The sequence below is a fragment of the Ruegeria meonggei genome (assembly GCF_042768335.1).
GTDB lineage: Bacteria > Pseudomonadota > Alphaproteobacteria > Rhodobacterales > Rhodobacteraceae > Ruegeria > Ruegeria meonggei.
Genome location: NZ_JAXHBT010000001.1, coordinates 1,510,438 through 1,531,107, shown reverse-complemented (window position 1 = coordinate 1,531,107; position 20,670 = coordinate 1,510,438). Strand labels below are relative to the sequence as shown.

Below are 20,670 nucleotides of genomic sequence, written 5' to 3'. Positions count from 1 at the left end.
CCCATGGCCGACCCGATCGATCCAAGGTTAATGCAAGCACTTCTGGCCCGCCCGGCCTGGAGCATGGCGGTGCATTTGGGCGATACGGCTGTCAATCGGCTCGACCAGTTTGCCATACCACCGCCTCCGCCGCCAGCGCTGGTCGTGCCTGTTGATGTTCGAGCGCTTTATGTGCCGGCGAACCACAGTGAAGAATATGTGCGCCTGCCAATGGAATTGGGCGGCCCGGCCAGCGAAGAAGACATCCCCACACCGCCATTCTCGGACCCAGAGGAACGGGCGCCGGGTATCCATCTGCACTGGGCGTTGCCCGATGGCTTGTTGCAGGGAGAATTGGCGGATGACGACGAACAAGGCTTGCAGTTGCGCAGCCTGCCGAACCGCTGGCTTGTGGTGCGCATGACCGGCCCCGCCAATTCGGCGCTGATGACGCTGAAGGCCTGGGTGGTCGCGTCGGAAACCGGTCAGGTTTATGAGTTGGAAGATTTCCCGGAGGGCCCCAGCCTGGGCGATGGTGACCAGCTTGATCCCGAGGCGCTGGACGGGGTTGTGGGCGGATCACCCAGCTGGACGGCTGGTTATGATGCCACCCGCAACCGGTTTTCGTTTTTCGATCCGCTTGAGGGTGTGAATGCCAACACCATCACGTCCCGGTTGGCGAGTTATGTTGTGGTCGGCTGGTGGTCCGAGCGCGCCTCTGATCCGCTTTCGTCCAGCTATTGGCCGTTTTCGGTGTCGCGTGTGCTCAACTCGCTGGGCTGGACCGCGTCGCCCGCGCCGATGGACGGGGCCGTTGCCCAACAGGTGAGCGCGGTTAACGCAGTGAACAATCAGTTTATCGCCCAGCGTCAACAATCAACCAATGATACGGGCAGGGCGGATGCTTTGGGGGTTGCCGCGGCATCGGTTACCTCTGATCTGCGCTTGACCGAGGTTGCCTCTGCCCTGGCGTTCTCCAGTTCGCAAAGTGCCTTGGCGACCGGATATGTCGCGGCGCGGCCGGAAATTTTGACCGTTCCGTTGCATGTCGGGCAGTTTAACACGCTGTTGCATGGGTCCGTTTTTGGTGTCCGGCTGACAGGACCTGTCGGCAAGGATCTGGCGCCGCGCAGTGAGGCCATAGAAGTCGCGCTTGCCCCCACATTAGAGCGATTGATCGCATCGCAGGTGTCCAAAACTTTTGGCCTGGATGACAGCGATGAGCTGGAGTTCTCAGAAAGCCTTTTGACTGCCGTGGCCAACGGAATGATCCGCCGGCTGGGCGAGCCGGATGGGCTGGTGGCGCTGGACGAAGCCGAACACGGAGACGGGTTCGAGGCGTTTCGCGGCACCGAATTTTACGAAGATGTCATCGTCGAACGGCGGCAAGCGGATATACAGGCAGGCCGTCCGTTGCGCACCAAAACGGCACGCCTTGCCTCACCGTCTCCGCCTGAGGCCGAGGTCATGTGGCTGGGCGCGCGACCCGGCCGCACAGATGCGGGTCGTTTCAAGTTACGCCAGAGCGCGAAACGCGCCAAGGACAAGCGGTTTGGCGTTGACGATGGCCGCGAAGGTCCGGTCACCAGACGCATTCAAAGACCCGCGCCGCGTTATCATCGCGCCACCGCGCCTATCCTGGGCCTGCGGAATTTCAAACGCTCAAACCGATTTAACGACGGGCGGTTTTCGAGCGACGGTAAACTTGAATGCCTCTGGGCGCGCGAATTGCAGGTCGCCTATGGCCGTCGGTTTGTGGCACGAGATTACCTTCCCGATCTGCCCAACCGCAGCAATTTGCCCCAGCTGGTCCGGCGCCTGATAGAGAATAGTTTCCTTCTGGATCCCTACCTTGATCCGTGGAAGCAAGCCGCCATCCAGCGCCGCACAACCAATAATGCAGAGGCCGTCGCCGTGCAAACAAGGCTACGCGGAGAAACTGCACTGCGGTTCACAAGTGACGGTGTCTATGATGGAACGCCCGCCCTGGCCGCGACGGCCCCGCCCCATGCCCAGGGGATCATTCGCGACGAGTTGCTGCGCCATTCTCTGGCCGAAGGCCGAGAGCCAAGCCCCGTTGGGGTGACCTCATGGGCACAACCCTGGCTGCCGGTCTGGCTGGAATGGGAAGCGCGACTGGAGCCGGGAAGTGATCTGGCCGGCTGGTCGCTTGGACGGATCGAGTTTGCCGGGCGCTCTGAGGGTGATGGCAGGGCATTGGTCCTGCGCGGCCGGGCACCGATCACCGACGGCCTGCACGATGCCTGGAAAGCGCTGATTGCCGATTACCTTGATGCGGAACACGAACGCGACGAGGACGAACTGGGCGAGATTTCGGATGAACACGCAGCGCGCCTGGCGGAGTTAAAAGTGTTTCTGGAAGATGCCGATACCGGCTCGGTAACGCTGGACCAGCTTGGCGATGTTTGGTTGGGCCTGGAGCCCGCGCCAGATGGGCAAGAGCGCGAAGTATCCATGGTCGTGCCTGAGCCCTTGCGCGACGCCGGGTTGCCGCGCCTCATTGCCAGCGGGCGCATCTCTTTGCTGCGTGCGCGTGTCATCGATTGTTTTGGCCGCTTCCGAGACCTTGATACCGAACGAGTGGTGCGCCCGCATGCGCTGTCCAGCAAGGACGAAGATGGCCGTCCGGCGCTGGAATTGCCACCACGGCTTTCGCTTCCGGCCAGATTGATGTTCCGGTTTGTTGATCCCGCCGATGCCTCTGACACGCCCGCCGAGGCGCAGCTTGACCAATCCGACCCCTCACGCGGTGTGAACCCCATCGCGGGCTATATCCTGCCGGATTTCATCGACGAATCCGTCGAGATGTTCGATGCGGCGGGTAATCCATTGGGTGAGTTGCTGCAAGATCCGGTGACCAACGGGCTGGTCTGGGAAGGTGCGGTCGGGCGGCCCGGACCTGCGGTGAATGACCCGCAACAAGACCTGCCGCCTGCGGCCCGCGTGTTGGGCGAGATTGCCCGCGGGATGATCGATGTGGACGCCCTGCGCCTGCAAGATCCCGATCTGGTTGATGATGAAAGCGCGCTGTCGGCCTTTTTGCGTGCCGTCGATACGACGATGTGGGGGGTGGACGAAGCACAGGTCCAATCGGACGCAACGATTGCGGGCCTGGTGGGCCGCCCCGTGGCAGTGGTACGCGCCACGCTCTGGCTGGATATCCCGACGGACCTTTCGAAGATCGATGCCTTCGATGAGACGGCCATTGGGCTTTCCAAACTTCTAAGCGAAACGGGTGTTTTTGAGGCTGTCAAATCCCGGGCTTTTGAGGTCGCGTTGGGTGAAGTGGCAAAAGGACATGATGGGCTTTACGGCTATTTCGTCGGCGATGATTTCCGCCGCTTTAGGTTGATCGAGAAAACGGTGGCGGAACAGGCACCCAGGACCGGCGCAGGTCGCGGATTTCGGGCGGTTCTGGGGTCCGCAACCTTGGCTCAGCCCTCACCGCTTTCGTCGCCCTATATCGAAGGCGGTGGGCGTTTGAACGTGCATTCCGGTCAACGGGTCCAACTGACACTGCTGATGAACCCGGCGGGGCGCGTGAACGCCACGACGGGCATCCTGCCGCGCAAATCTCTGGAGCTTTTGCGCGATTGGGTGGCGCCGGGGCTTGAACGGATTGCCCCTTCGGCCCGAATAGGCCCGGTGCTTATCGACCCAGACAAAGTCCGGCTGCCAAAGATTGCGGCCTTTGGCAAAGACCAGCGATGGACCCGCCGTAACACGCCGATCACCTGGCGGGATGACCCGATACTGGCGGCAACCCAGGCCGCAATTCTGCCGGATGGACCCGTCTCGGTCGAGGAAGGATGGATTCGCATCGGCGAAGGAGGAGACGACGAAGGAGGAACGGGTTGATGGCACGATATGACTGGCCCCCCGATCTGCGCAAAGTGCCTGAAACAGTGGCAATGCGCGCCGAGGCCAACAGCGCACGCGATGCCGATACTGCGGTGCCTGGTGGCTTGGGCGATTTGGACGCGCTTGGGGATGTCGTCACTGCCGGTTTTGAAGCCGAGCGCCAATGGCTGCCCATGGGCCCCACGATCCTGCGACAGAGTACAGGCACGGGATCTCCGACCGTAGCAGGCCGCATCCGTGACCTGGCGGTGCACCCGGGTGGCCAAAGAGCTTACGCAGGGGCCGCAAACGGAGGTGTTTGGACCACGCAGGACGGCGGCGCGAGCTGGGACCCGCTGGCAAGCTGGGCCCTTTCGGGCGCGACCAGCCGGGACGATTTGATCCTGACGGTCGGCGCCCTTTTGGTGGAATGGGGTGCAACCGCAAATGACGATGTGATTTATGTTGGCACCGGCGAGTTGAAGCCAAGATTTGCCCCGCGCGCTGGCACCAAACACGGCGGCATCGGTGTGTTGCGGTTAAACGGGACCGTGGGGGCCACGCTTGCCAATTTGGGGACCAACCGGTGGCAGCGCGAGGCGGTCAATCTGATCGGGATGGGTGTCTATCGCCTGGCCCGCGATCCGGCAACACCGCTGACCCAAACCGCGGCCGATACCGCCCGCATCGTCGCGGCCACGTCGCATGGTCTGTTTGTGCGCGACGGGCCATTCGTTGAAGACGCCACCTGGACCTATCAAGACTTTACTGGCGGCCAATTTGGCCGGGACATCGAAGGGGCGTGCACGGACGTGCTCTGGACGGTGCAAGGGTTATTCGTCGCGTTGATGGGGGTTGGCGATGCGGTAGATGGGGTCTGGCATTCAACCTCGGGGCCCACGGGGACGTTTCAGCGCATCGAGCCGACCGATTTTGAGGCTGGCAACCGCCTGGTTTTTGCAGCCTCGCCGGTCGAGCCGCGGCGTATCTATGTCGCTGGCAAGAAAACGCAGCCTGTTGTGGGCAAGGAAGGACTTGCAGCGGGGTGGCTGATCGATCTGACGCATACACCGGCAGGTGTTGCAGGCACCCCGGTCGCGGCGGTGCCGATCGCCAATTGGCCCTTTGGCGTCTACACCGCCAACGTGACTTTTGATGGAACCAACTACCTGATCAATAAGCCGGACCAGTCACATTTCGACAATAGCCTTGCGGTTGTTGATGATGGCTCTGGCAACGATGTTGTCTTTGTTGGGGGGGCAGGCAAAGGGGGTGAGGCGCATATATACCGGCTGCCAATCACTGGCACCGCGGCTGCGGGCGATCTGGACGCAGGGTTCACCTTGGCGAACCAAGCCAGTGCAGGCACCACAGGTGTGTCCATCTCCGGCCCGCCGGTCAGCGACCCGACCTATGTCGGGGGGGGCATCCATTCTGATGTCCATGCTCTGCGGCCTGCGGGCGCTACAATTTGGGTTGGGTGCGATGGGGGTGTCTATACCCGCCCCGATACCGCCAGTGGCGGCGGGACATCGCGAAATGTCGGCCTACCCACGCTTGAGCCTGGCTATTTGCGCTCGCATCCGACGCTTGATGAGCACCTGATAGCAGGGCTGCAGGACAACGGTTTTATCGAGCGCGTGGGCGGTGGACTTTGGCAGCGCCGGGACAGTGGTGACGGCGGCGGCTGCGCCTATCATCCCACCCAGCCCAACCATGTGGTCAAACAGTATATCAATGCGGACTGGGACTTTATTCCGGCGCGTCAACCGCGCGGACCCGCATTGCGCCGCGCCTGGAATGCTCTTTGGCAAAAAGAAAGGGATGAAAGTTCGATTGCAAACTTCTATTCCGGGCCGCTGGCTTTGCCGGGCAGGAACGCCAACATGGCGCGCCTATTCATCGGAACGCATCGAATCTGGATGACCGACAACTGGCGCGCAGGCGGGCCGCCAAGCACAGCCTGGATGACCTGGAGAACTCTGCCCTCTGGCAGCGATCCGCATACGACGCAATCTGCGACCATTCCAGGAACAAATGCCGGCAATGACATCAATCAGGACCGTCTGACCTACAACAACCAATGGGACCCCGTTGCAGTGATTGAGGTGCTGAATTCCGGGAACCCGTCAACCTCGGCAGGAACCCGCATCGCGGTCCTCAGCAAATATACCGTTCGCGTGTTCGAGTTTTCAGCAGCGACGTCGAGCTGGACCTCGCTGACTGACGCGATCGTCAGCGGAGAACGGCCCTCGGGCACATCAGCAGGCGACGATGAGCCGGACCCGTTTCTGGAATACCTGCCTTATAACGACGGGGTGGTTTGGACCGATCTGGCGCCGCATACGGATACAGCGTTCTATGTTGCCACTTCGGGGCGCACACGACGCAATGAGAGCGGCGGATTGGTGCCCGATACCGATTATGACACGCTTTGGTGGTACAATGGCAGCGGGCGCTGGTACCCAACCGGTCTGCGGACAACCCCGCCAAACGCGGCCACCGGACGATCCGGCACGCCTGCGTCGGTCCATTCCGTTTTGGTTGACCGTCAAACGCCAAATACTGTCTGGGCCGGAACCCGTATCGGCGTGTTCGAAGGGCAAATTGATACGTCCGGTGAACACCCGTCCTGGACCTGGCGCCCGATCATGGAAGGCCTCCCGCAAACTCTGGTCGAGGATTTGTCGCTGTTCCGGTCTGGCACGGACGCAAACGCGCGCGTGTATTTGCGGGCAGCGCTGGTATCGCTTGGGGTTTGGGAGCGTGACGTCTCGCCAACCCCACATACCGTGGGGCGCAGCTATATTCGTGCCGTGCCCATTGATGGCGGTCGAGGAGAGCTTCCCGATCCCGTCTTTGAACCCATGGCAGCGCCGCCCGGACCGGCACTGGCCGTCGACAGCAGCCCTGACATCCTGTTTTACGCAAATAGTTTACCGAGCGGGCCGTGGGACGAATACTTCTTCTCGACAGCGACTTCTCAGACCACCACGATCGAGCAAAGCGACATGGATTGCCTGGTCCAGATTCACCACAGACATGTCACGCCGCTGGATCCGAGCGGCATGCGGGTCAATCTTTTCGCCCTCAGTCACCCGACCGCGACGCCGTTGAGCGGGATCACTGTCGACGCCAACCTTCGCAACGCGCTCATGAACGGGGTCAACGGTGCAACGACCCCGCGCCAGATCCCGCTTGCGACGGCCGGATTGGCGCTGCAACTGATTGAGGCAAAAAACCCCAGCGCCCCGCTGAGCTTCCGCCGCCCCGGTGTGGTAAATTTTGATTTCGTGGATCTCACGCGGGTGTCTGGCGAGGCGACGCCCGACATGGTGACCTTGATCTCGATCATCGATCCGACGAACCATCCCTTCACCGCGGCCGAGATTTCGCCCCGCGGCAGTGAAACCACCATCAATCTGGATCAGGTTCTACGCCGATCAGCCTACGTGGCCGCCCGCAGGTTGACGCGCAGCTGACGTCTTGTTTTCCGCCACAGAACAATCGCCGGATGCACCGGCATTTGCGTTGGTGCAAGTATCCGGCAGGGTTCCGTTGCAAAGTTTAGGGGGTCTTGTCAGAAGAACTTTGCTTGAGCGGTGCAGGGCGGTTGCGTAGATTTTGCACATGACCAAACCTACCTCTTTCAAATACTTTAAGACCAGTCCCGAGATCATCCGCCTCGCTGTGATGTTGTACATCCGTTTCCCGCTCTCGCTTCGGAATGTAGAAGATCTGCTTCATGAGCGAGGCATCGATGTGAGCCACGAAACTGTCCGATACTGGTGGAACAGGTTCGGCCCGATGTTTGCATCAGAGATCCGAAGAAAACGGGTTCAGCAACTCCGAGCCTTTTCAAGGTGGAAGTGGCACGTTGACGAGGTTTTCGTGAAAGTGAACGGCAAACGCCACTATCTCTGGCGTGCCGTCGATCACGAAGGTGAAGTGCTTGAGGCCGTTGTCACAAAACGCCGAAACAAAGCTGCAGCACTGAAATTCCTCAAGAAATTGATGAAGCGCCACGGTAAAGCGGAAAACGTAGTGACGGATCGCTTCGCCTCATACAGAGCCGCGCTCCGAGAGCTGGGCGCCAATGAAAAACAACAGACGGGCAGGTGGCTCAATAACCGGGTTGAGAATTCGCACCTTCCTTTCCGACGACGCGAACGCGCGATGCAGCGGTTCAGGCGCATGCGAAGTTTACAGAAATTTGCGTCCGTCCATTCCTCCGTCTACAACCACTTCAACCAGGAAAGATCGCTGACCAGCCGAGACACCTTCAAGTTGACACGCAGCGCCGCTCTTACCGAGTGGCGTCAACTCTGTTCTGGATAGGTTCACGGTTTCTGCGGCAAACTGAGACTGGTTAGAATTCGTCTGACAGCACCGGATCAACATCGAACGTTGGGAGCGTAATCGAGAGAGAGTAAGAAGGCGGTAGAACAGAAAACAAAGTTCGAGGCCGATAGTCGGCCTTGAGCCGCCCAGCGAAACCTTAGCCATTGGGCCCGAAGGGCGGGAAGCTGACATTCGCGGTGAATGCGAACCAATGAGGGCGCTGGCAAGAAAGCCGACATTCAGATGGTGAATAATTCGGATTCTACGCTGCACCATCGTAAGTCGGCCCTGAGCCCGAATGCGTGCAAAAATTAGCTAATGATTGACTTGCTGTTTTTTGCGGAGGAGTTCATCAACACTAAAATTTTTAGGTTTGCGGCACCGAAACGGCTCCCGAAAACAATCGAAATGACTCTTTGATTGATAGGCATTCGATTAGCTTGCATTGTTGCATGGCAGCTCTTTATTCGGAAAAGGACCACCCATGTCTCGACTTTCAGAACGCAGAGATTTTGCCATCGAAGTTTGCGAGGAGGCTGGGGTAATTGCCGAAGAGTATTTCGCGGATCGAGGTAATCTTGTCGTTGATCAAAAAGGTGCTCAGGACTGGGTGAGCGAGGCGGACAAGAATGTTGAAACCTTTATTCGTCAGAGGATTGCAAAGGCGTGGCCCAATGATGGAATTCTCGGTGAAGAGCACGGGGCTACTGTTGGTAAGAGCGGTTTTGACTGGGTGATTGACCCAATTGATGGGACAACGAATTTCGTCAACGGCATACCTGCATGGACTATTGTTCTGGCTAGTGTCACGGAAGGACATACTGAGGTCGGTGTGATACGTGATCCAAATGTGGATGAGACCTTTGTAGCGATGCGCGGAGAAGGTGCGACGCTTAACGGATCCCCAATGCGCGTTGCGTCAGGGGTGGCGCTGCGGGACGGAACAGTCGCCGTGGGGTATTCGAACCGGATTAAGACCCGGCATGTTTTACCTATTGTCGAGAACTTAATCGAGCACGGGGCTATGTTTCACAGAAACGCCAGTGGAGCGTTATCATTGGCCTACGTCGCTGCTGGGCGACTCTTGGGATACGTGGAAGAACACATGAATGCCTGGGATTGTCTGGCTGGGCAATTGCTGGTCTCGGAAGCGGGTGGCATTGTTGAGGATCAGAACGCCGATGTGATGATCCGCGAAGGTGGGCGCGTAATCGTGGGTACACCAGATGTGTTCGAGACCTTGGTTGAAATCGCAGAGAACGCTTGGAACGACTAACGTTTATGCCAACGAAACCCAACCTGAATAGGGTTTGAGCGTCAATAGATCTGCCTGCCAGAAATGGCCTTGTGATGGCTGATCGTGCTTGCGGTCTATCGAACAATCCGAGAGTGCGCACCACAGCAATGTGCCGACCGCCCCATGTGTCACGATTGCAATATCTCCGGCGTCGTGCATTTGGATAATCTCGGTGATTGTCCGATGAATGCGTTTCTGCGCCTCGACAGCTGTTTCCCAACCGCTATAGCTAACTTCCGGCTGGGCAAAGAAGGCATCAGCCGCTGCCTCGAAATCGTCTCGAGGCAAATAACCGGTTGCGCTGCGGTCGTTTTCACCGAGACCCAAGTGACAATTCACGGGCAGCGTTTGTGGTGCAGCAAGAATCTCACCCGTTTCGCGGGCCTTTCGCTCGTTACTGGTCCAAATCTGCGTGACATTCGACAACGCCTCGCAGGAAGCAAATTCAGTCGCGCGTTTACGGCCCGTCACACTCAGGCCCCAATCTGTTATCTGGATGGCCGGATCGATAGAGACTTCGGGGTGTGTGATGATCGTGAGATTCGGCATTTAGTCAGGCAAAAGCACGGGCCCTTTGTCAGCAAAACCCATCATGATTTCAGTGCCGGGTTCTAGCGGTGCGTCGACATCATCTTGAACGGCAAAAACCTGACCGAATGCACCTTTCAATGTATATTCCATCCGAACGCCAACATAGGTCGCCTTGGCCACTGTGGCTGGAATACCTTGATCTGAACCGATCACCAAACGTGAGGGTCGCACGGCGATGGTTGCCGGTCCTTCGGACAGACCGCGACGTGGCAGCGTGTGGCGATAGCCTTCGACTTCGATGGTTGCCATGCCGCCATCAATATCTACGATTTGGCAGCTCAGTAGGTTTGCCTCACCGATGAAATCGGCAACAAACCGGTCATTTGGGGCATCGTAAAGCTGGCGCGGTGTACCCATCTGAGCGATCGCTGCATTGCGCATAACAACAATCTCATCCGAGACCGCCAGTGCCTCTTCCTGATCGTGTGTGACGTAAACAACTGTCAAGCCAAGGTCTTGCTGTATCGCCCGAATATCCTCACGCACCTGACGGCGAAGCTTGGCGTCGAGGTTGGACAGCGGCTCGTCGAACAGCAGAACTTGCGGCTCAAGCACCAGTGCGCGTGCGACGGCAACACGTTGTTGCTGGCCGCCGGATAGCTCTGAGGGAAGGCGGTTGTCAAACCCCTGTAGGCCAACCAACTCCAAGCCATACAAGGCACGACTGCGCGCTTCATCCTTCGCAAAGCCCGAGAATGTGAGGCCATACTTCACGTTCTCTAACACGCTCATATGAGGGAACAGCGCGTAAGACTGAAACACCATAGATACATCGCGGTCGGTGGCTGGCAGTTTGGTCACGTCCCGATCACCGATCAAGACCTTGCCCGAACTTGCCATCTCCAACCCTGCAATCATGCGCAGTGTCGTTGTTTTTCCGCAGCCTGACGGACCAAGCAGCGTAACGAGCTTTCCTGCGTCTACGTGGAGGTTGATGTTATCGACGGCGACCACATCCTTGCCGAATACTTTCGACACGTTCTCAAACCGTACCGGGGCGGCCTTGGAACCGATTTTGGTGTCGGTCATGGCGATGTCTCCGTTCCGTGCTGCGTGCGTCGACCAATCTGGACCCGGCCAACGAGAAGTTGCAATAAGCCGACCGCCGCGAGCATCACGAAGATCAGCGTCGTCGAATAGGCGATAGCAAGGCCATAGTCGTTATTCTCGACCCGACCGATGATATAACTGGTTGCCATGTCATACTCCGCGCTGACCAGAAAGATGACGGCCGAGATTGCCGTCATGGCACGTACAAAACTGTAGACAAGCGCAGCAAGTATCGCAGGGCGCAACAGCGGGAGGATGATACTGCGGAACGTCTGCCATGAGTTTGCGCCAAGGGTCAGCGAGGATTCATCAAGGCTGCGGTCCAGCTGCGACATGCTCGCGATGCCGGCGCGAACGCCAACCGGCATATTGCGGAAGATGAAGCTGACAACGAGGATGACACCTGTGCCAGTGATTTCGATTGGCGGAACGTTGAAGGCAAGGATGTAGCTAACGCCGATGACCGTGCCGGGGATGGCGAAGGACAACATTGTTCCGAATTCGAAAGCGTTCTTGCCTGCAAAGCTTTGCCTGGTCAGCAGATAGGCCGTTACCAGCCCAACGGCGGCAGTCAATGGTGCAGCAATGGCCGCGATCGTGATGGTCGTCCAGAAACTGTCCCAGGCGGCTCCGGTCCAGCGAATTCCCTCTTCTTCAAAGCGGACTGAGAATGCAGTGATGTAGTGCTTGATCGTCAGCGAATTATCGACCCCCCACAGCTCAACTACACTGCCGTAGATGATCATCGCATAGACAATAATTGTGAATAATGCCCAGCCAAAGGCGATGAGCAGTACAGGCACCGAAAGGCCGGTTGGCATCAGCGGATGCACGCCCGCATCGCCTTTGCCGGTGACTGTTGTGTAGCTCTTCTTTCCCAACCAGACGCGCTGCGCGTAAAAGGCGGAAAGGGTAAAGAACAGAAGCACCATTGCCAGAACCGCAGCGCGCCCTTGATCGTATTGAGCGCCGACGATGGCAAAGAATATCTCGGTCGACAGCACGTCGAAATTCCCACCCAAAACAAGAGGGTTGCCGAAGTCGGCCATGCTTTCGATGAAGCCCAGAAGAAAGGCATTGGCAAGACCGGGCCGCATCAGGGGCAAGGAAACCGTCTTGAACGTCTGCCATCTGCTGGCCCGCAGGGTCTGGGCCGCTTCCTCCATCGAGGGAGAGACGCCTTCAACCACGCCAATCAGCACGAGAAACGCAATCGGCGTGAACGCGAGTGTCTGCGCGATCAAGATGCCTGGCATTCCGTAAAGCCACCGCGTCGGCTGTGTGCCGAGTAATTCGGCAAAGAACCGGGTGACAGAGCCGGACAGTCCAAAAAGAAGGATGAGCGCGAGGCCGATCACGAACGGTGGAGTGATTATCGGGAGAACGGTCAAAGCCCGTAACGCGCGTTTGTAGCGGAAACCCGAGCGCGTCACGACCAACGCGAAGCATAGGCCGAGGATCGTTGTGATGAAGCCAACGAGGATGGCCAAGAAAAGTGAGTTCCAGGCCGCACCGCATCGTGCACCTTGAAAACACCCCAGTCCCCACAACCGGTCGTCGAAGAACTTCGAGAAGAAAACCGCAATGGAATAAGCGCCGTCTTCGGTGATGAAAGCAGCGAAAAGCATCTTGGCGATGGGGAAAAAGACAAAAGCGGTGACAATGGTAATCACACCGCCAATAGCGCTTACGACGAAGACATCACCATTAATGGCACCCCTCGCCGCGATACCTTGAGTGAGCAGGAACAGAAAGCTCGAGGCGCAGATCATTGCGCCGTAGCCCATGCCGAACTGACGGTCGCCAAAGTCGCCAATCATCGTTTCCAACCAGTCGAAGTTGAATCCTCTGATGCCAATGCTGAAACCCTGAACGATCAACCAGCCGAAGCCGAGCGCTCCGGAGAGTACCAGAATGCGGGCATAAATCGGGTCAGATTTGGCGCGTTTCAACACCAAAAGCGGTAGGGCGAGAGCGATCAGGAGTGGAGCGAGCCATAGTTTCTCACCTTGTCCAATCAGAAAAGCTGCAGGGGCATAATCCTCATCGAATGGGTAGCCGTCCAAGAGCCATTCGAACGACCACAGGCCGCCGTCGACCATGTACCAGGGCAGCAGGCAGAATCCGACCCACCCGGCGATGATCCAGAAGATCAGGACCGGATGGGTCGTTTTTGATGTAGTGTCAGTCATTTACTGCGGCAGAACCGAAACCTCTTCGTCCCATTTCTGCAGCAAACGCTTCCGTTCGTCTGAGGAACCATATTTTTTGAAGTCATAGTCAATCAGCTTGATCTGATTCATATCAGGTGCGCTTTCTGAGGTCTCCGAACCCTTGTTCGATGGCACCTGAAACGCATTGACCTGAAGGGCAAGATTCTGAGCTTCGGGCGACAGGGCCCAGTCATAGAACTTCTTCGCCTCTTCTTCGTTGCGGGCGCCGTCGATGATCGACATTGAGCCAATTTCGTACCCCGTGCCCTCGCATGGTGCGACGACCTTGATCGGGAACCCCGACACGGCCTGCTTTACGGCGTCATGCATGAAGACGATACCAATCGTGTTCTCGCCACGACCGGCGGCCTTGATCGGCGCAGAGCCGGACTTGGTATACTGGTTGATGTTCGAATGCAGGCCTTTCATGAACTCAAAGCCTTCATCCTCACCAAAGATCTGCACCATTGAGGCCAGCGTTGTATAGGCCGTCCCTGAAGAGTTCGGGTTCGCCATCTGAACGTGTCCCTTGTATTCGGGCTTCAAAAGATCCTTCCAACAGGCAGGTTCGGGCAAGTTGTTTGCAGCGACAAGGTCGGCATTGTAGCCATACCCAAGCGCGCCTGAGTAAATGCCGATCGTCTTGTTGCCCGCGCTTTCAGCCTGGGATATCGCCCAATCGTGAAGCTGGTCGCGCATCGGCGATACGTATTCCATCGTCAGGCCTTCTTCGGCGGCCTGCAGATGCGGGTCGCCCGTACCACCCCACCAAACGTCACCTTTCGGGTTCGAGCTTTCGGCACGGATTTGTGCAAATGTCTCGCCCGAAGACTTTCGGGTCATGTTCACGTCGATGCCAGTTGCATCTTCGAAGCTACGTGCCATCAGCTGACACCAATCCTCTTGAGCTGAGCAATAGAAAGTCAGCTTTTCAGCATGCGCCGCGGACAAAGACGCGGCCAAGGCAATCAGCGATCCGACGGCAGTGGATGTTAGTTTCTTCATTATTTTTCCTCCCTTTGGGTTTAATTCGCCCGGGTTTCCCGGTTCTTTTTTGCCCTTCCTCATGCAGCCTTACGAATTTTCTTTTAGATAGTTGGGGCTTCCTGATTATCTGTCAAAACCTTTGGAAAATGCGTCAGGATTTTTTTGCAACCACCAACTTCACCAAGAGAAAACCAACGATGCGCCCGGTCTTTCATTTTGAAATTGATCAGCCTGCGTATATTGCTCTGTCCCGTGAAATCTTTGATGTCATGTGAATTTTCACTACGAAATGAGGATTATGCAACAAAAATTATTGCAAAATGCCCGAAACCCCACAAAATTGAGTTCTGAAAATATTCGAGTCGTTGAATGTCCAAAACCAAAACGCGCGGTAAGAAATCTGAAAAAAGTCCTGGTCGGGTAAAAAAGTCCGACAGACGCCAGCAAATCCTGCTGGAATTGAAACTACGCCCGCACGTTCGCATCAACGAGTTGGCACAGCGTTTCAACGTTTCGAATGAGACCGTTCGCCGGGATTTTGAAGCCCTGTCCAATGAAGGCCTGATCGCGCGTGCGCACGGTGGGGCATCAGCCCCAGTGCAAGGGCATTATCCAAGTCTGGAAGAACGGACCGGCGCACAGATCGAAGAGCGCGAACGGATAGGAATCAGCGCGGCCGAGCTTGTTCAGGACGGTGAAACGGTCATGGTCGATTCCGGCTCGACGACTGTAGAGATGGCACGCGCGCTGGCATTTCTCGATATCCATTGTACGGTGATCACGAATTCAATCCCCGTGGCGATGACCCTTGGCCATGGTGCTGCCCAGGTCTTATTGTGCCCCGGAGAATACCTGGCAACTGAATCTGCAACGATCGGAACCGAGACACTGGAATTCCTGTCTCGTTTCAACGTTGACAGGTGCATGATCGGTTCCTCGGGTTTCTCAGTAGAAGGCCCGTCAGAGACGGTAAGGGGCTTTGCGGCGATCAAGAGGATGATGCTGGCGCGTGCTACGAAACGCCATCTTCTTATCGATTCCGGGAAATTTGAGCGCAAGGGTCTGTCTCAAGTAGGCGATCTTGCCGAATTGGATTCCATAGTCACCGACACAAAACCAACCGGGGAACTGCTCGATGCAATAGGTGGTGCCGAGGTCGATATTCTCGTTGCCGGTTGAGAACGAAAAGGAATGACTAACAGCGGCTGATAAAGGCCGCACATAACTGGGAGGAAAACATGAAGATCAACATCAAACTATTGGTTGGGGCATCTGCAATTGCGCTACTGTCGCTTTCGGGGACAGCCTCGGCGCAGGATTGTCCGCGCGGTGACTTGGACGAGCGTTTTTGTGACTCCGACGGAGATTTGATCGCGGATATCCCAACAGATCCCTCCGAGCAAATAGACCCTGACACCTTGATTTTTGCATATACACCAGTCGAAGACCCCGCCGTTTACAAAACCGCATGGTCAGACTTTCTTGAGCATTTGAAGGCGGAAACCGGCAAGGACGTCGTCTTTTTCCCGGTTCAGAACAACGCAGCTCAGATCGAAGCGATGCGTTCGGGGCGTCTGCATATTGCGGGCTTCAACACTGGTTCCAACCCTTTGGCTGTAAACTGCGCCGGGTTCCGGCCGTTCACGATCATGGCCTCGAAAGACGGTAATTTTGGCTATGAGATGGAAATCATTACCTTTCCTGGTTCGGGAATCGAAAAGGTTGAGGACATCAAAGGCAAGCAACTGGCCTTTACCTCCCCCACATCCAACTCAGGTTTCAAAGCGCCATCAGCAATTTTGAAGAGCGACTTTGATTTGCTGCCGGAGCGTGATTTCGAACCTGTCTACTCGGGTAAACACGACAACTCGATCTTGGGCGTGGCCAACAAGGATTACTTGGCGGCTTCGATTGCCAACTCGGTAAAGTCGCGGATGATTTTGCGCGACGTGATCAACGAAGATGATGTTGTTACGATCTATAAATCGCAGACTTTCCCGACCACTGGGTTTGGCACCGTTTACAACCTGACGCCCGAGCTGCAGGAGACAATCCGCAATGCCTTCTTCAGCTTCGACTGGGAGGGCACGACACTTGAAGCTGAGTTTTCGAAATCGAACGAAGGCCAGTTCCTTGAGATGACCTATCAGGAATTCTGGGATGTCATTCGTAAAATTGACGCAGCAAATGGCGTCTCCTACGCCTGCCAGTGACCTTTGGCCAATACTGCGGGCCCGAAAGGGCCCGTTATTCAACCTAATCTGGGGCATTTTATGCTGCGTCTTCAAAAGCTGACGAAAACATACAAGACCGGAGATCAGGCGCTGAAGGCCATCGATCTTGAGGTGCCCAAAGGACAGGTGCTTGCATTGATTGGGCCCTCGGGTGCGGGCAAATCGACCATGATCCGGTGCATTAACCGGTTGGTTGAACCCACAAGCGGTGGTGTCCTTTTGGATGATGTGGACCTGACCAAACTCGGATCGGGCGCTTTACGTAAAGCGCGCCGTGAAATGGGCATGATCTTTCAGGAATATGCCTTGGTCGAACGTCTCACGGTGATGGAAAACGTATTGTCGGGACGGCTGGGATATGTGGGATTCTGGCGCAGTTTCCTGCGGCGATATCCGCAGTCGGACGTCGACGAGGCTTTCCGCCTGCTTGATCGGGTGGGGTTGTTGCACATGGCTGACAAACGAGCGGATGAACTGTCGGGTGGTCAACGCCAAAGGGTCGGCATTTGCCGCGCATTGATTCAAAACCCGAAACTGCTGCTGGTCGATGAGCCAACTGCCTCGCTGGACCCCAAAACCAGCCGTCAAATCATGCGCCTCATAACAGAATTATGTCAGGAGCGAGGGTTGGCGGCCATTATCAACATCCATGATGTGGCTCTCGCCCAAATGTTTGTTCCGCGAGTTGTCGGCCTTCGCTTTGGTGAGATTGTGTATGACGGCCTTCCAACAGGTCTTACCCCAGAAAAGCTGACCGAGATCTACGGCGAGGAAGATTGGGAAGCGAGCATCGAAAAAGTGGACGAAGATGAAGATGTCGAGGCCGCAGAATGAGCCATCGAGAACTGGACGACATGCTCGGAAAAGGCTGGCGTAAACCTGCCTTTGTCAAAAACCCTTTGCTCCGCTGGGCATTGTTCCTTGGGTTTTTTGCGTACCTGATCGCCGCCTATATGACCATCGAAGTTGATTGGGGTCGTGTCTATGAAGGACTGGATCGGGGGTGGGCATTTGTACTTGCGTTTACCAGCCCAGACTTCGTTTCGCGGTGGTCAGACATTTGGAGCGGTCTGCTGGAGAGTATCATTATGACCGTGGCTGCGTCGGTCGTGGGCATCCTGATTTCGATCCCGATAGGGTTGGGCGCGGCACGCAACATCGCCCCTTTGCCAATCTACATGATTTGCCGGGGCATTGTTGCCATCAGTCGAGCCTTGCAAGAAATCATCGTGGCCATTTTGCTGGTGGCTATCTTCGGTTTTGGTCCGCTGGCCGGATTTCTGACCCTTTCCTTCGCCACCATTGGATTTCTCTCAAAACTTTTGGCCGAAGACATCGAAGCGATGGACAAGGTTCAGGCCGAGGCAATCAAGGCCTCTGGCGCGCGTTGGCCGCAATGGATCAACTATGGCGTTCAGCCACAGGTTATGCCGCGACTTGTGGGCCTTTCCATGTACAGGATCGACATCAATTTCCGAGAAAGCGCAATTCTTGGCCTGGTGGGCGCCGGCGGAATTGGTGCGACGTTGAACACTGCGTTCGATCGATATGAGTACGACACAGCAGCAGCCATTCTCATCCTGATCATCGGGATCGTCATGGCACTTGAATACCTTTCGGGAATTATCCGCGCGAGGGTTCAATAATGCCGGTTCTTAAACAAAACGATACGCAGATCTGGCGCCGACGGACGACGGGTCAAAGTCTTGTTCGCTGGTTTGGCTGGCTTTTGGGTGTGGCTGTCTTTGTTTATTGCTGGCAATTCATCTCGGAATCGACGACCTGGTTTTTCGTCTGGGATGCACCCCGCATTGCCAACGATATCTGGACCCGCGCAACGCCTCCCAAATGGGACTACATCACACAGCTGGGCCGCCCGATTTGGGACACACTGAACATCGCCACCCTGGGTACAATCATCGCCTTGTGCATGGCAGTGCCGGTTGCCTTCTTGGCCGCGCGCAATACCACGCCGTCGACATTGTTCATCCGCCCTGTTGCTTTGTTGGTCATTGTCTCGACTCGCTCTATCAACTCGCTGATCTGGGCCCTTCTATTGATCGCAATTATTGGCCCAGGCGTCTTTGCGGGTGTTATTGCAATTGCAATCCGTTCTATTGGTTTCTGCGCAAAGCTTCTGTACGAGGCCATAGAGGAAATTGATCACGCTCAGGTCGAAGCGATCACGGCGACTGGTGCGTCGCGCTGGCAAATCATGGCTTACGGGATCGTTCCGCAGATATTGCCTGCATTTGCCGGCATTGCCGTTTTTCGTTGGGACATCAATATTCGCGAGTCCACGGTTCTGGGCCTAGTTGGTGCCGGAGGCATAGGGTTACAGCTGTCAGCTTCGCTCAACGTGCTGGCCTGGCCGCAAGTCAGCCTCATCCTGATTATAATTCTCGTTGCGGTTTTGATTAGCGAATGGGTCTCGGCAAAGGTTCGAGGGGCGATCATTTGACCGGGTTCTCTGCGCAGGACGCTTTCGATGCCTATGAGGCTGTACGCCACCGACTTCCCCAAGCTAGACCTACTGAAGTGAAGTATCGTCAGGTTGAAACGCTTGATGACATAGCTCATGAGTTCGACGTGTTCCTCCTCGACGCATTCGGGGTTCTCAATATAGGTGATACGGCAATCCCGGATACACCGGATCGGGTCAGGTCACTGAAAGCCGCCGGCAAACATGTTTTGGTCGTTTCAAATGCTGCTGGGTTTCCTCACACAACTCTGTTGGAAAAATATTCCAGGCTTGGTTATGACTTTGCGCCCCGAGACGTGATCACCAGCCGGGCGACGTTGCTATCAGAAGTAAACGGTCAAAGTGGGTTGCATTGGGGCTTGATGGCGACCCCCAGCGCCGGTCTTCGCGATTTGGAGGGGTTGAAACTATCCTATCTGGAGGATGACCCAGAACCCTACGGAACTGTCGACGGATTCCTGATGATCGGGTCAGCGGTTTGGACTGAAACGCGTCAAGCCATGTTGGAGACCGCCTTGCTAGAGCGTCCCCGCCCGGTAATGGTCGGAAACCCAGATATTGTTGCTCCTCGCGAGTACGGATTTTCCAAAGAGCCCGGTCTTTTTGCGCACCGGCTGGCAGACCGAACGGGTGTCGCCCCTCAGTTCTTTGGAAAGCCTTTCGGCAACATCTATGATCTCGCTTTCCAACGCCTCGGGCACATCGACAAGTCCCGAATTCTGATGGTTGGCGACAGCCTGCACACTGACGTTCTGGGCGCATCCAGCGCAGGCATAGATTCGGCACTCATCTCAGGATATGGATTCTTCGCAGGGCATGATGTTGAAGCAGCGATCAAGAAGGCGGGGATAGTGCCAAACTTTATAGTAGGCCGGCCTTGAGTTTAGAGCATTCATTTTCGATAGATTTTCCGTTCAACTCGAATGTCCTGTAAGCCCGCATAGTGTTGAATAAGTCGACCTTGGAGCTGCCGATGGGCGAAGCCCAAAGCAGCTGGTCCGTTCCTCTCAGCCTGTTGGTTCTGGTTGCGGAACCAGTTTTGCGAGTTTCCGAAGGTTTTGGGCCGTGGCTGCGAGTTGGAACTGTTCATATGCGCCCTTGGGTCCTCTCAGCCGCATCATCGACACGCCTATGTATCGCTTTAGATGTGCAAGCAGCATCTCGACTTTCCGCCTCTGAATGAACGACGTCATGTAGGCGTCGGTTTTTCGGATATCGCGGGCAACGTCGCGAGCCGCTTCGTGGACGGATCGCATCACGCGTCGCCCCGGATCACCTGGGCAGCATTGCGGTTTGAGCGGGCATACATCGCAGTCGTGTTTTGAGGCGCGGTATCGGATGAAACCATCTTTGCCGCCGTTGGGCTTTCGTGGTTTTGAGAAGTTCCGGCGATATGTCCGCAGTTCCTTGTTACCGGGACATGTGTAGCTGTCAGTTGCTGGATCGTAGACGAAGTCTTCACGAGAGAACGTGCCGTTCGTTCGTTTCGATTTATCCCAAACCGGGATGTGTGGGGCGATGCCACGTTCCTCCACCAGCCAGCCCAGCATCTTAGCTGAACCGTAGCCGGTATCGCCGGCGAGCTTTTTCGGGGTCATGTCAACCACCGAGGCAGCGTTGCCATGTTTGACGATA

The 20,670-nt window shown here is 56.5% G+C and carries 15 protein-coding genes; 10 read left to right on the top strand and 5 right to left on the bottom strand.

What is annotated here, in order from left to right:
* Nucleotides 1-3: 3 nt before the first annotated feature.
* The 4 genes from SJY13_RS07540 (at nt 4) to SJY13_RS07525 (ending at nt 9,457) form a co-directional block, all read left to right on the top strand.
* A complete protein-coding gene (locus tag SJY13_RS07540; protein ID WP_377189711.1) occupies nt 4-3,858 on the top strand; it encodes a hypothetical protein in 3,855 nt (1,284 codons plus the stop codon).
* Entirely contained in the window at nt 3,858-7,322 is a 3,465-nt protein-coding gene (locus SJY13_RS07535; RefSeq protein ID WP_085822310.1) for a hypothetical protein, read from the top strand. The genes SJY13_RS07540 and SJY13_RS07535 overlap by 1 nt, the downstream gene beginning before the upstream one ends.
* A 148-nt stretch (nt 7,323-7,470) precedes the next feature.
* A complete protein-coding gene (locus SJY13_RS07530; RefSeq protein WP_377189708.1) occupies nt 7,471-8,178 on the top strand; it encodes an IS6 family transposase in 708 nt (235 codons plus the stop codon).
* A 487-nt stretch (nt 8,179-8,665) separates the two neighbouring features.
* The gene (locus tag SJY13_RS07525; RefSeq protein ID WP_377189705.1) at nt 8,666-9,457 is read left to right on the top strand and encodes an inositol monophosphatase family protein; all 792 of its coding nucleotides are present in this window, start codon (nt 8,666-8,668) and stop codon (nt 9,455-9,457) included.
* 3 nt (nt 9,458-9,460) lie between these two features.
* Here SJY13_RS07525 and SJY13_RS07520 read toward each other — a convergent pair whose 3' ends face one another.
* Genes SJY13_RS07520 through SJY13_RS07505 form a run of 4 tightly spaced genes read right to left on the bottom strand, consistent with a single transcriptional unit; the run spans nt 9,461 to nt 14,337 of the window.
* Nucleotides 9,461-10,027, bottom strand: a complete 567-nt coding sequence (locus SJY13_RS07520) for a histidine phosphatase family protein (RefSeq protein WP_377189702.1) — start codon at nt 10,025-10,027, stop codon at nt 9,461-9,463.
* On the bottom strand, nt 10,028-11,098 hold the full coding sequence (locus SJY13_RS07515; RefSeq protein WP_377189699.1) for an ABC transporter ATP-binding protein: 1,071 nt from the start codon (nt 11,096-11,098) through the stop codon (nt 10,028-10,030).
* On the bottom strand, nt 11,095-13,311 hold the full coding sequence (locus SJY13_RS07510) for an ABC transporter permease (protein ID WP_377189696.1): 2,217 nt from the start codon (nt 13,309-13,311) through the stop codon (nt 11,095-11,097). The genes SJY13_RS07515 and SJY13_RS07510 overlap by 4 nt, the downstream gene beginning before the upstream one ends.
* Nucleotides 13,312-14,337: an ABC transporter substrate-binding protein gene (locus SJY13_RS07505; RefSeq protein ID WP_377189693.1), complete on the bottom strand. Its 1,026-nt coding sequence runs from the start codon at nt 14,335-14,337 to the stop codon at nt 13,312-13,314.
* Nucleotides 14,338-14,688: 351 nt separating this feature from the next.
* On the opposite strand from SJY13_RS07505, the gene SJY13_RS07500 reads away from it, so the two are divergent.
* The 6 genes from SJY13_RS07500 to SJY13_RS07475 are packed head-to-tail and all read left to right on the top strand — an operon-like array spanning nt 14,689 to nt 19,916.
* On the top strand, nt 14,689-15,498 hold the full coding sequence (locus SJY13_RS07500) for a DeoR/GlpR family DNA-binding transcription regulator (RefSeq protein ID WP_377189690.1): 810 nt from the start codon (nt 14,689-14,691) through the stop codon (nt 15,496-15,498).
* Nucleotides 15,499-15,557: 59 nt separating this feature from the next.
* A complete protein-coding gene (gene phnD / locus SJY13_RS07495) occupies nt 15,558-16,532 on the top strand; it encodes a phosphate/phosphite/phosphonate ABC transporter substrate-binding protein (RefSeq protein ID WP_299987282.1) in 975 nt (324 codons plus the stop codon).
* A gap of 60 nt (nt 16,533-16,592) precedes the next feature.
* Complete coding sequence (gene phnC / locus SJY13_RS07490) at nt 16,593-17,387, top strand: phosphonate ABC transporter ATP-binding protein (protein WP_377189687.1); 795 nt, start codon at nt 16,593-16,595, stop codon at nt 17,385-17,387.
* On the top strand, nt 17,384-18,199 hold the full coding sequence (gene phnE / locus SJY13_RS07485) for a phosphonate ABC transporter, permease protein PhnE (RefSeq protein WP_299987288.1): 816 nt from the start codon (nt 17,384-17,386) through the stop codon (nt 18,197-18,199). The genes phnC and phnE (SJY13_RS07485) overlap by 4 nt, the downstream gene beginning before the upstream one ends.
* Nucleotides 18,199-19,014, top strand: coding sequence for a phosphonate ABC transporter, permease protein PhnE (gene phnE, locus SJY13_RS07480; RefSeq protein ID WP_377189683.1), 816 nt, complete (start codon nt 18,199-18,201; stop codon nt 19,012-19,014). Before phnE (SJY13_RS07485) ends, phnE (SJY13_RS07480) begins: the two co-directional genes overlap by 1 nt.
* Nucleotides 19,011-19,916, top strand: coding sequence for an HAD-IIA family hydrolase (locus SJY13_RS07475; RefSeq protein WP_377189680.1), 906 nt, complete (start codon nt 19,011-19,013; stop codon nt 19,914-19,916). Before phnE (SJY13_RS07480) ends, SJY13_RS07475 begins: the two co-directional genes overlap by 4 nt.
* Nucleotides 19,917-20,042: 126 nt before the next feature.
* Here the strand turns inward: SJY13_RS07475 and SJY13_RS07470 are convergent, their stop codons facing one another.
* Nucleotides 20,043-20,633 (bottom strand): transposase, encoded by a 591-nt coding sequence (locus SJY13_RS07470; RefSeq protein WP_377189677.1) that lies wholly within the window; start codon nt 20,631-20,633, stop codon nt 20,043-20,045.
* Nucleotides 20,634-20,670: the final 37 nt, after the last annotated feature.

What these genes read in the sequence shown, in the direction of transcription:
- SJY13_RS07540 (WP_377189711.1), top strand. Translation starts at nt 4, where the DNA reads ATGGCCGACCCGATCGATCCAAGGTTAATGCAAGCACTTCTGGCCCGC.
- SJY13_RS07535 (WP_085822310.1), top strand. Translation starts at nt 3,858, where the DNA reads ATGGCACGATATGACTGGCCCCCCGATCTGCGCAAAGTGCCTGAAACA.
- SJY13_RS07530 (WP_377189708.1), top strand. Translation starts at nt 7,471, where the DNA reads ATGACCAAACCTACCTCTTTCAAATACTTTAAGACCAGTCCCGAGATC.
- SJY13_RS07525 (WP_377189705.1), top strand. Translation starts at nt 8,666, where the DNA reads ATGTCTCGACTTTCAGAACGCAGAGATTTTGCCATCGAAGTTTGCGAG.
- SJY13_RS07520 (WP_377189702.1), bottom strand. Translation starts at nt 10,027, where the DNA reads ATGCCGAATCTCACGATCATCACACACCCCGAAGTCTCTATCGATCCG.
- SJY13_RS07515 (WP_377189699.1), bottom strand. Translation starts at nt 11,098, where the DNA reads ATGACCGACACCAAAATCGGTTCCAAGGCCGCCCCGGTACGGTTTGAG.
- SJY13_RS07510 (WP_377189696.1), bottom strand. Translation starts at nt 13,311, where the DNA reads ATGACTGACACTACATCAAAAACGACCCATCCGGTCCTGATCTTCTGG.
- SJY13_RS07505 (WP_377189693.1), bottom strand. Translation starts at nt 14,337, where the DNA reads ATGAAGAAACTAACATCCACTGCCGTCGGATCGCTGATTGCCTTGGCC.
- SJY13_RS07500 (WP_377189690.1), top strand. Translation starts at nt 14,689, where the DNA reads ATGTCCAAAACCAAAACGCGCGGTAAGAAATCTGAAAAAAGTCCTGGT.
- phnD (WP_299987282.1), top strand. Translation starts at nt 15,558, where the DNA reads ATGAAGATCAACATCAAACTATTGGTTGGGGCATCTGCAATTGCGCTA.
- phnC (WP_377189687.1), top strand. Translation starts at nt 16,593, where the DNA reads ATGCTGCGTCTTCAAAAGCTGACGAAAACATACAAGACCGGAGATCAG.
- phnE (WP_299987288.1), top strand. Translation starts at nt 17,384, where the DNA reads ATGAGCCATCGAGAACTGGACGACATGCTCGGAAAAGGCTGGCGTAAA.
- phnE (WP_377189683.1), top strand. Translation starts at nt 18,199, where the DNA reads ATGCCGGTTCTTAAACAAAACGATACGCAGATCTGGCGCCGACGGACG.
- SJY13_RS07470 (WP_377189677.1), bottom strand. Translation starts at nt 20,633, where the DNA reads ATGACCCCGAAAAAGCTCGCCGGCGATACCGGCTACGGTTCAGCTAAG.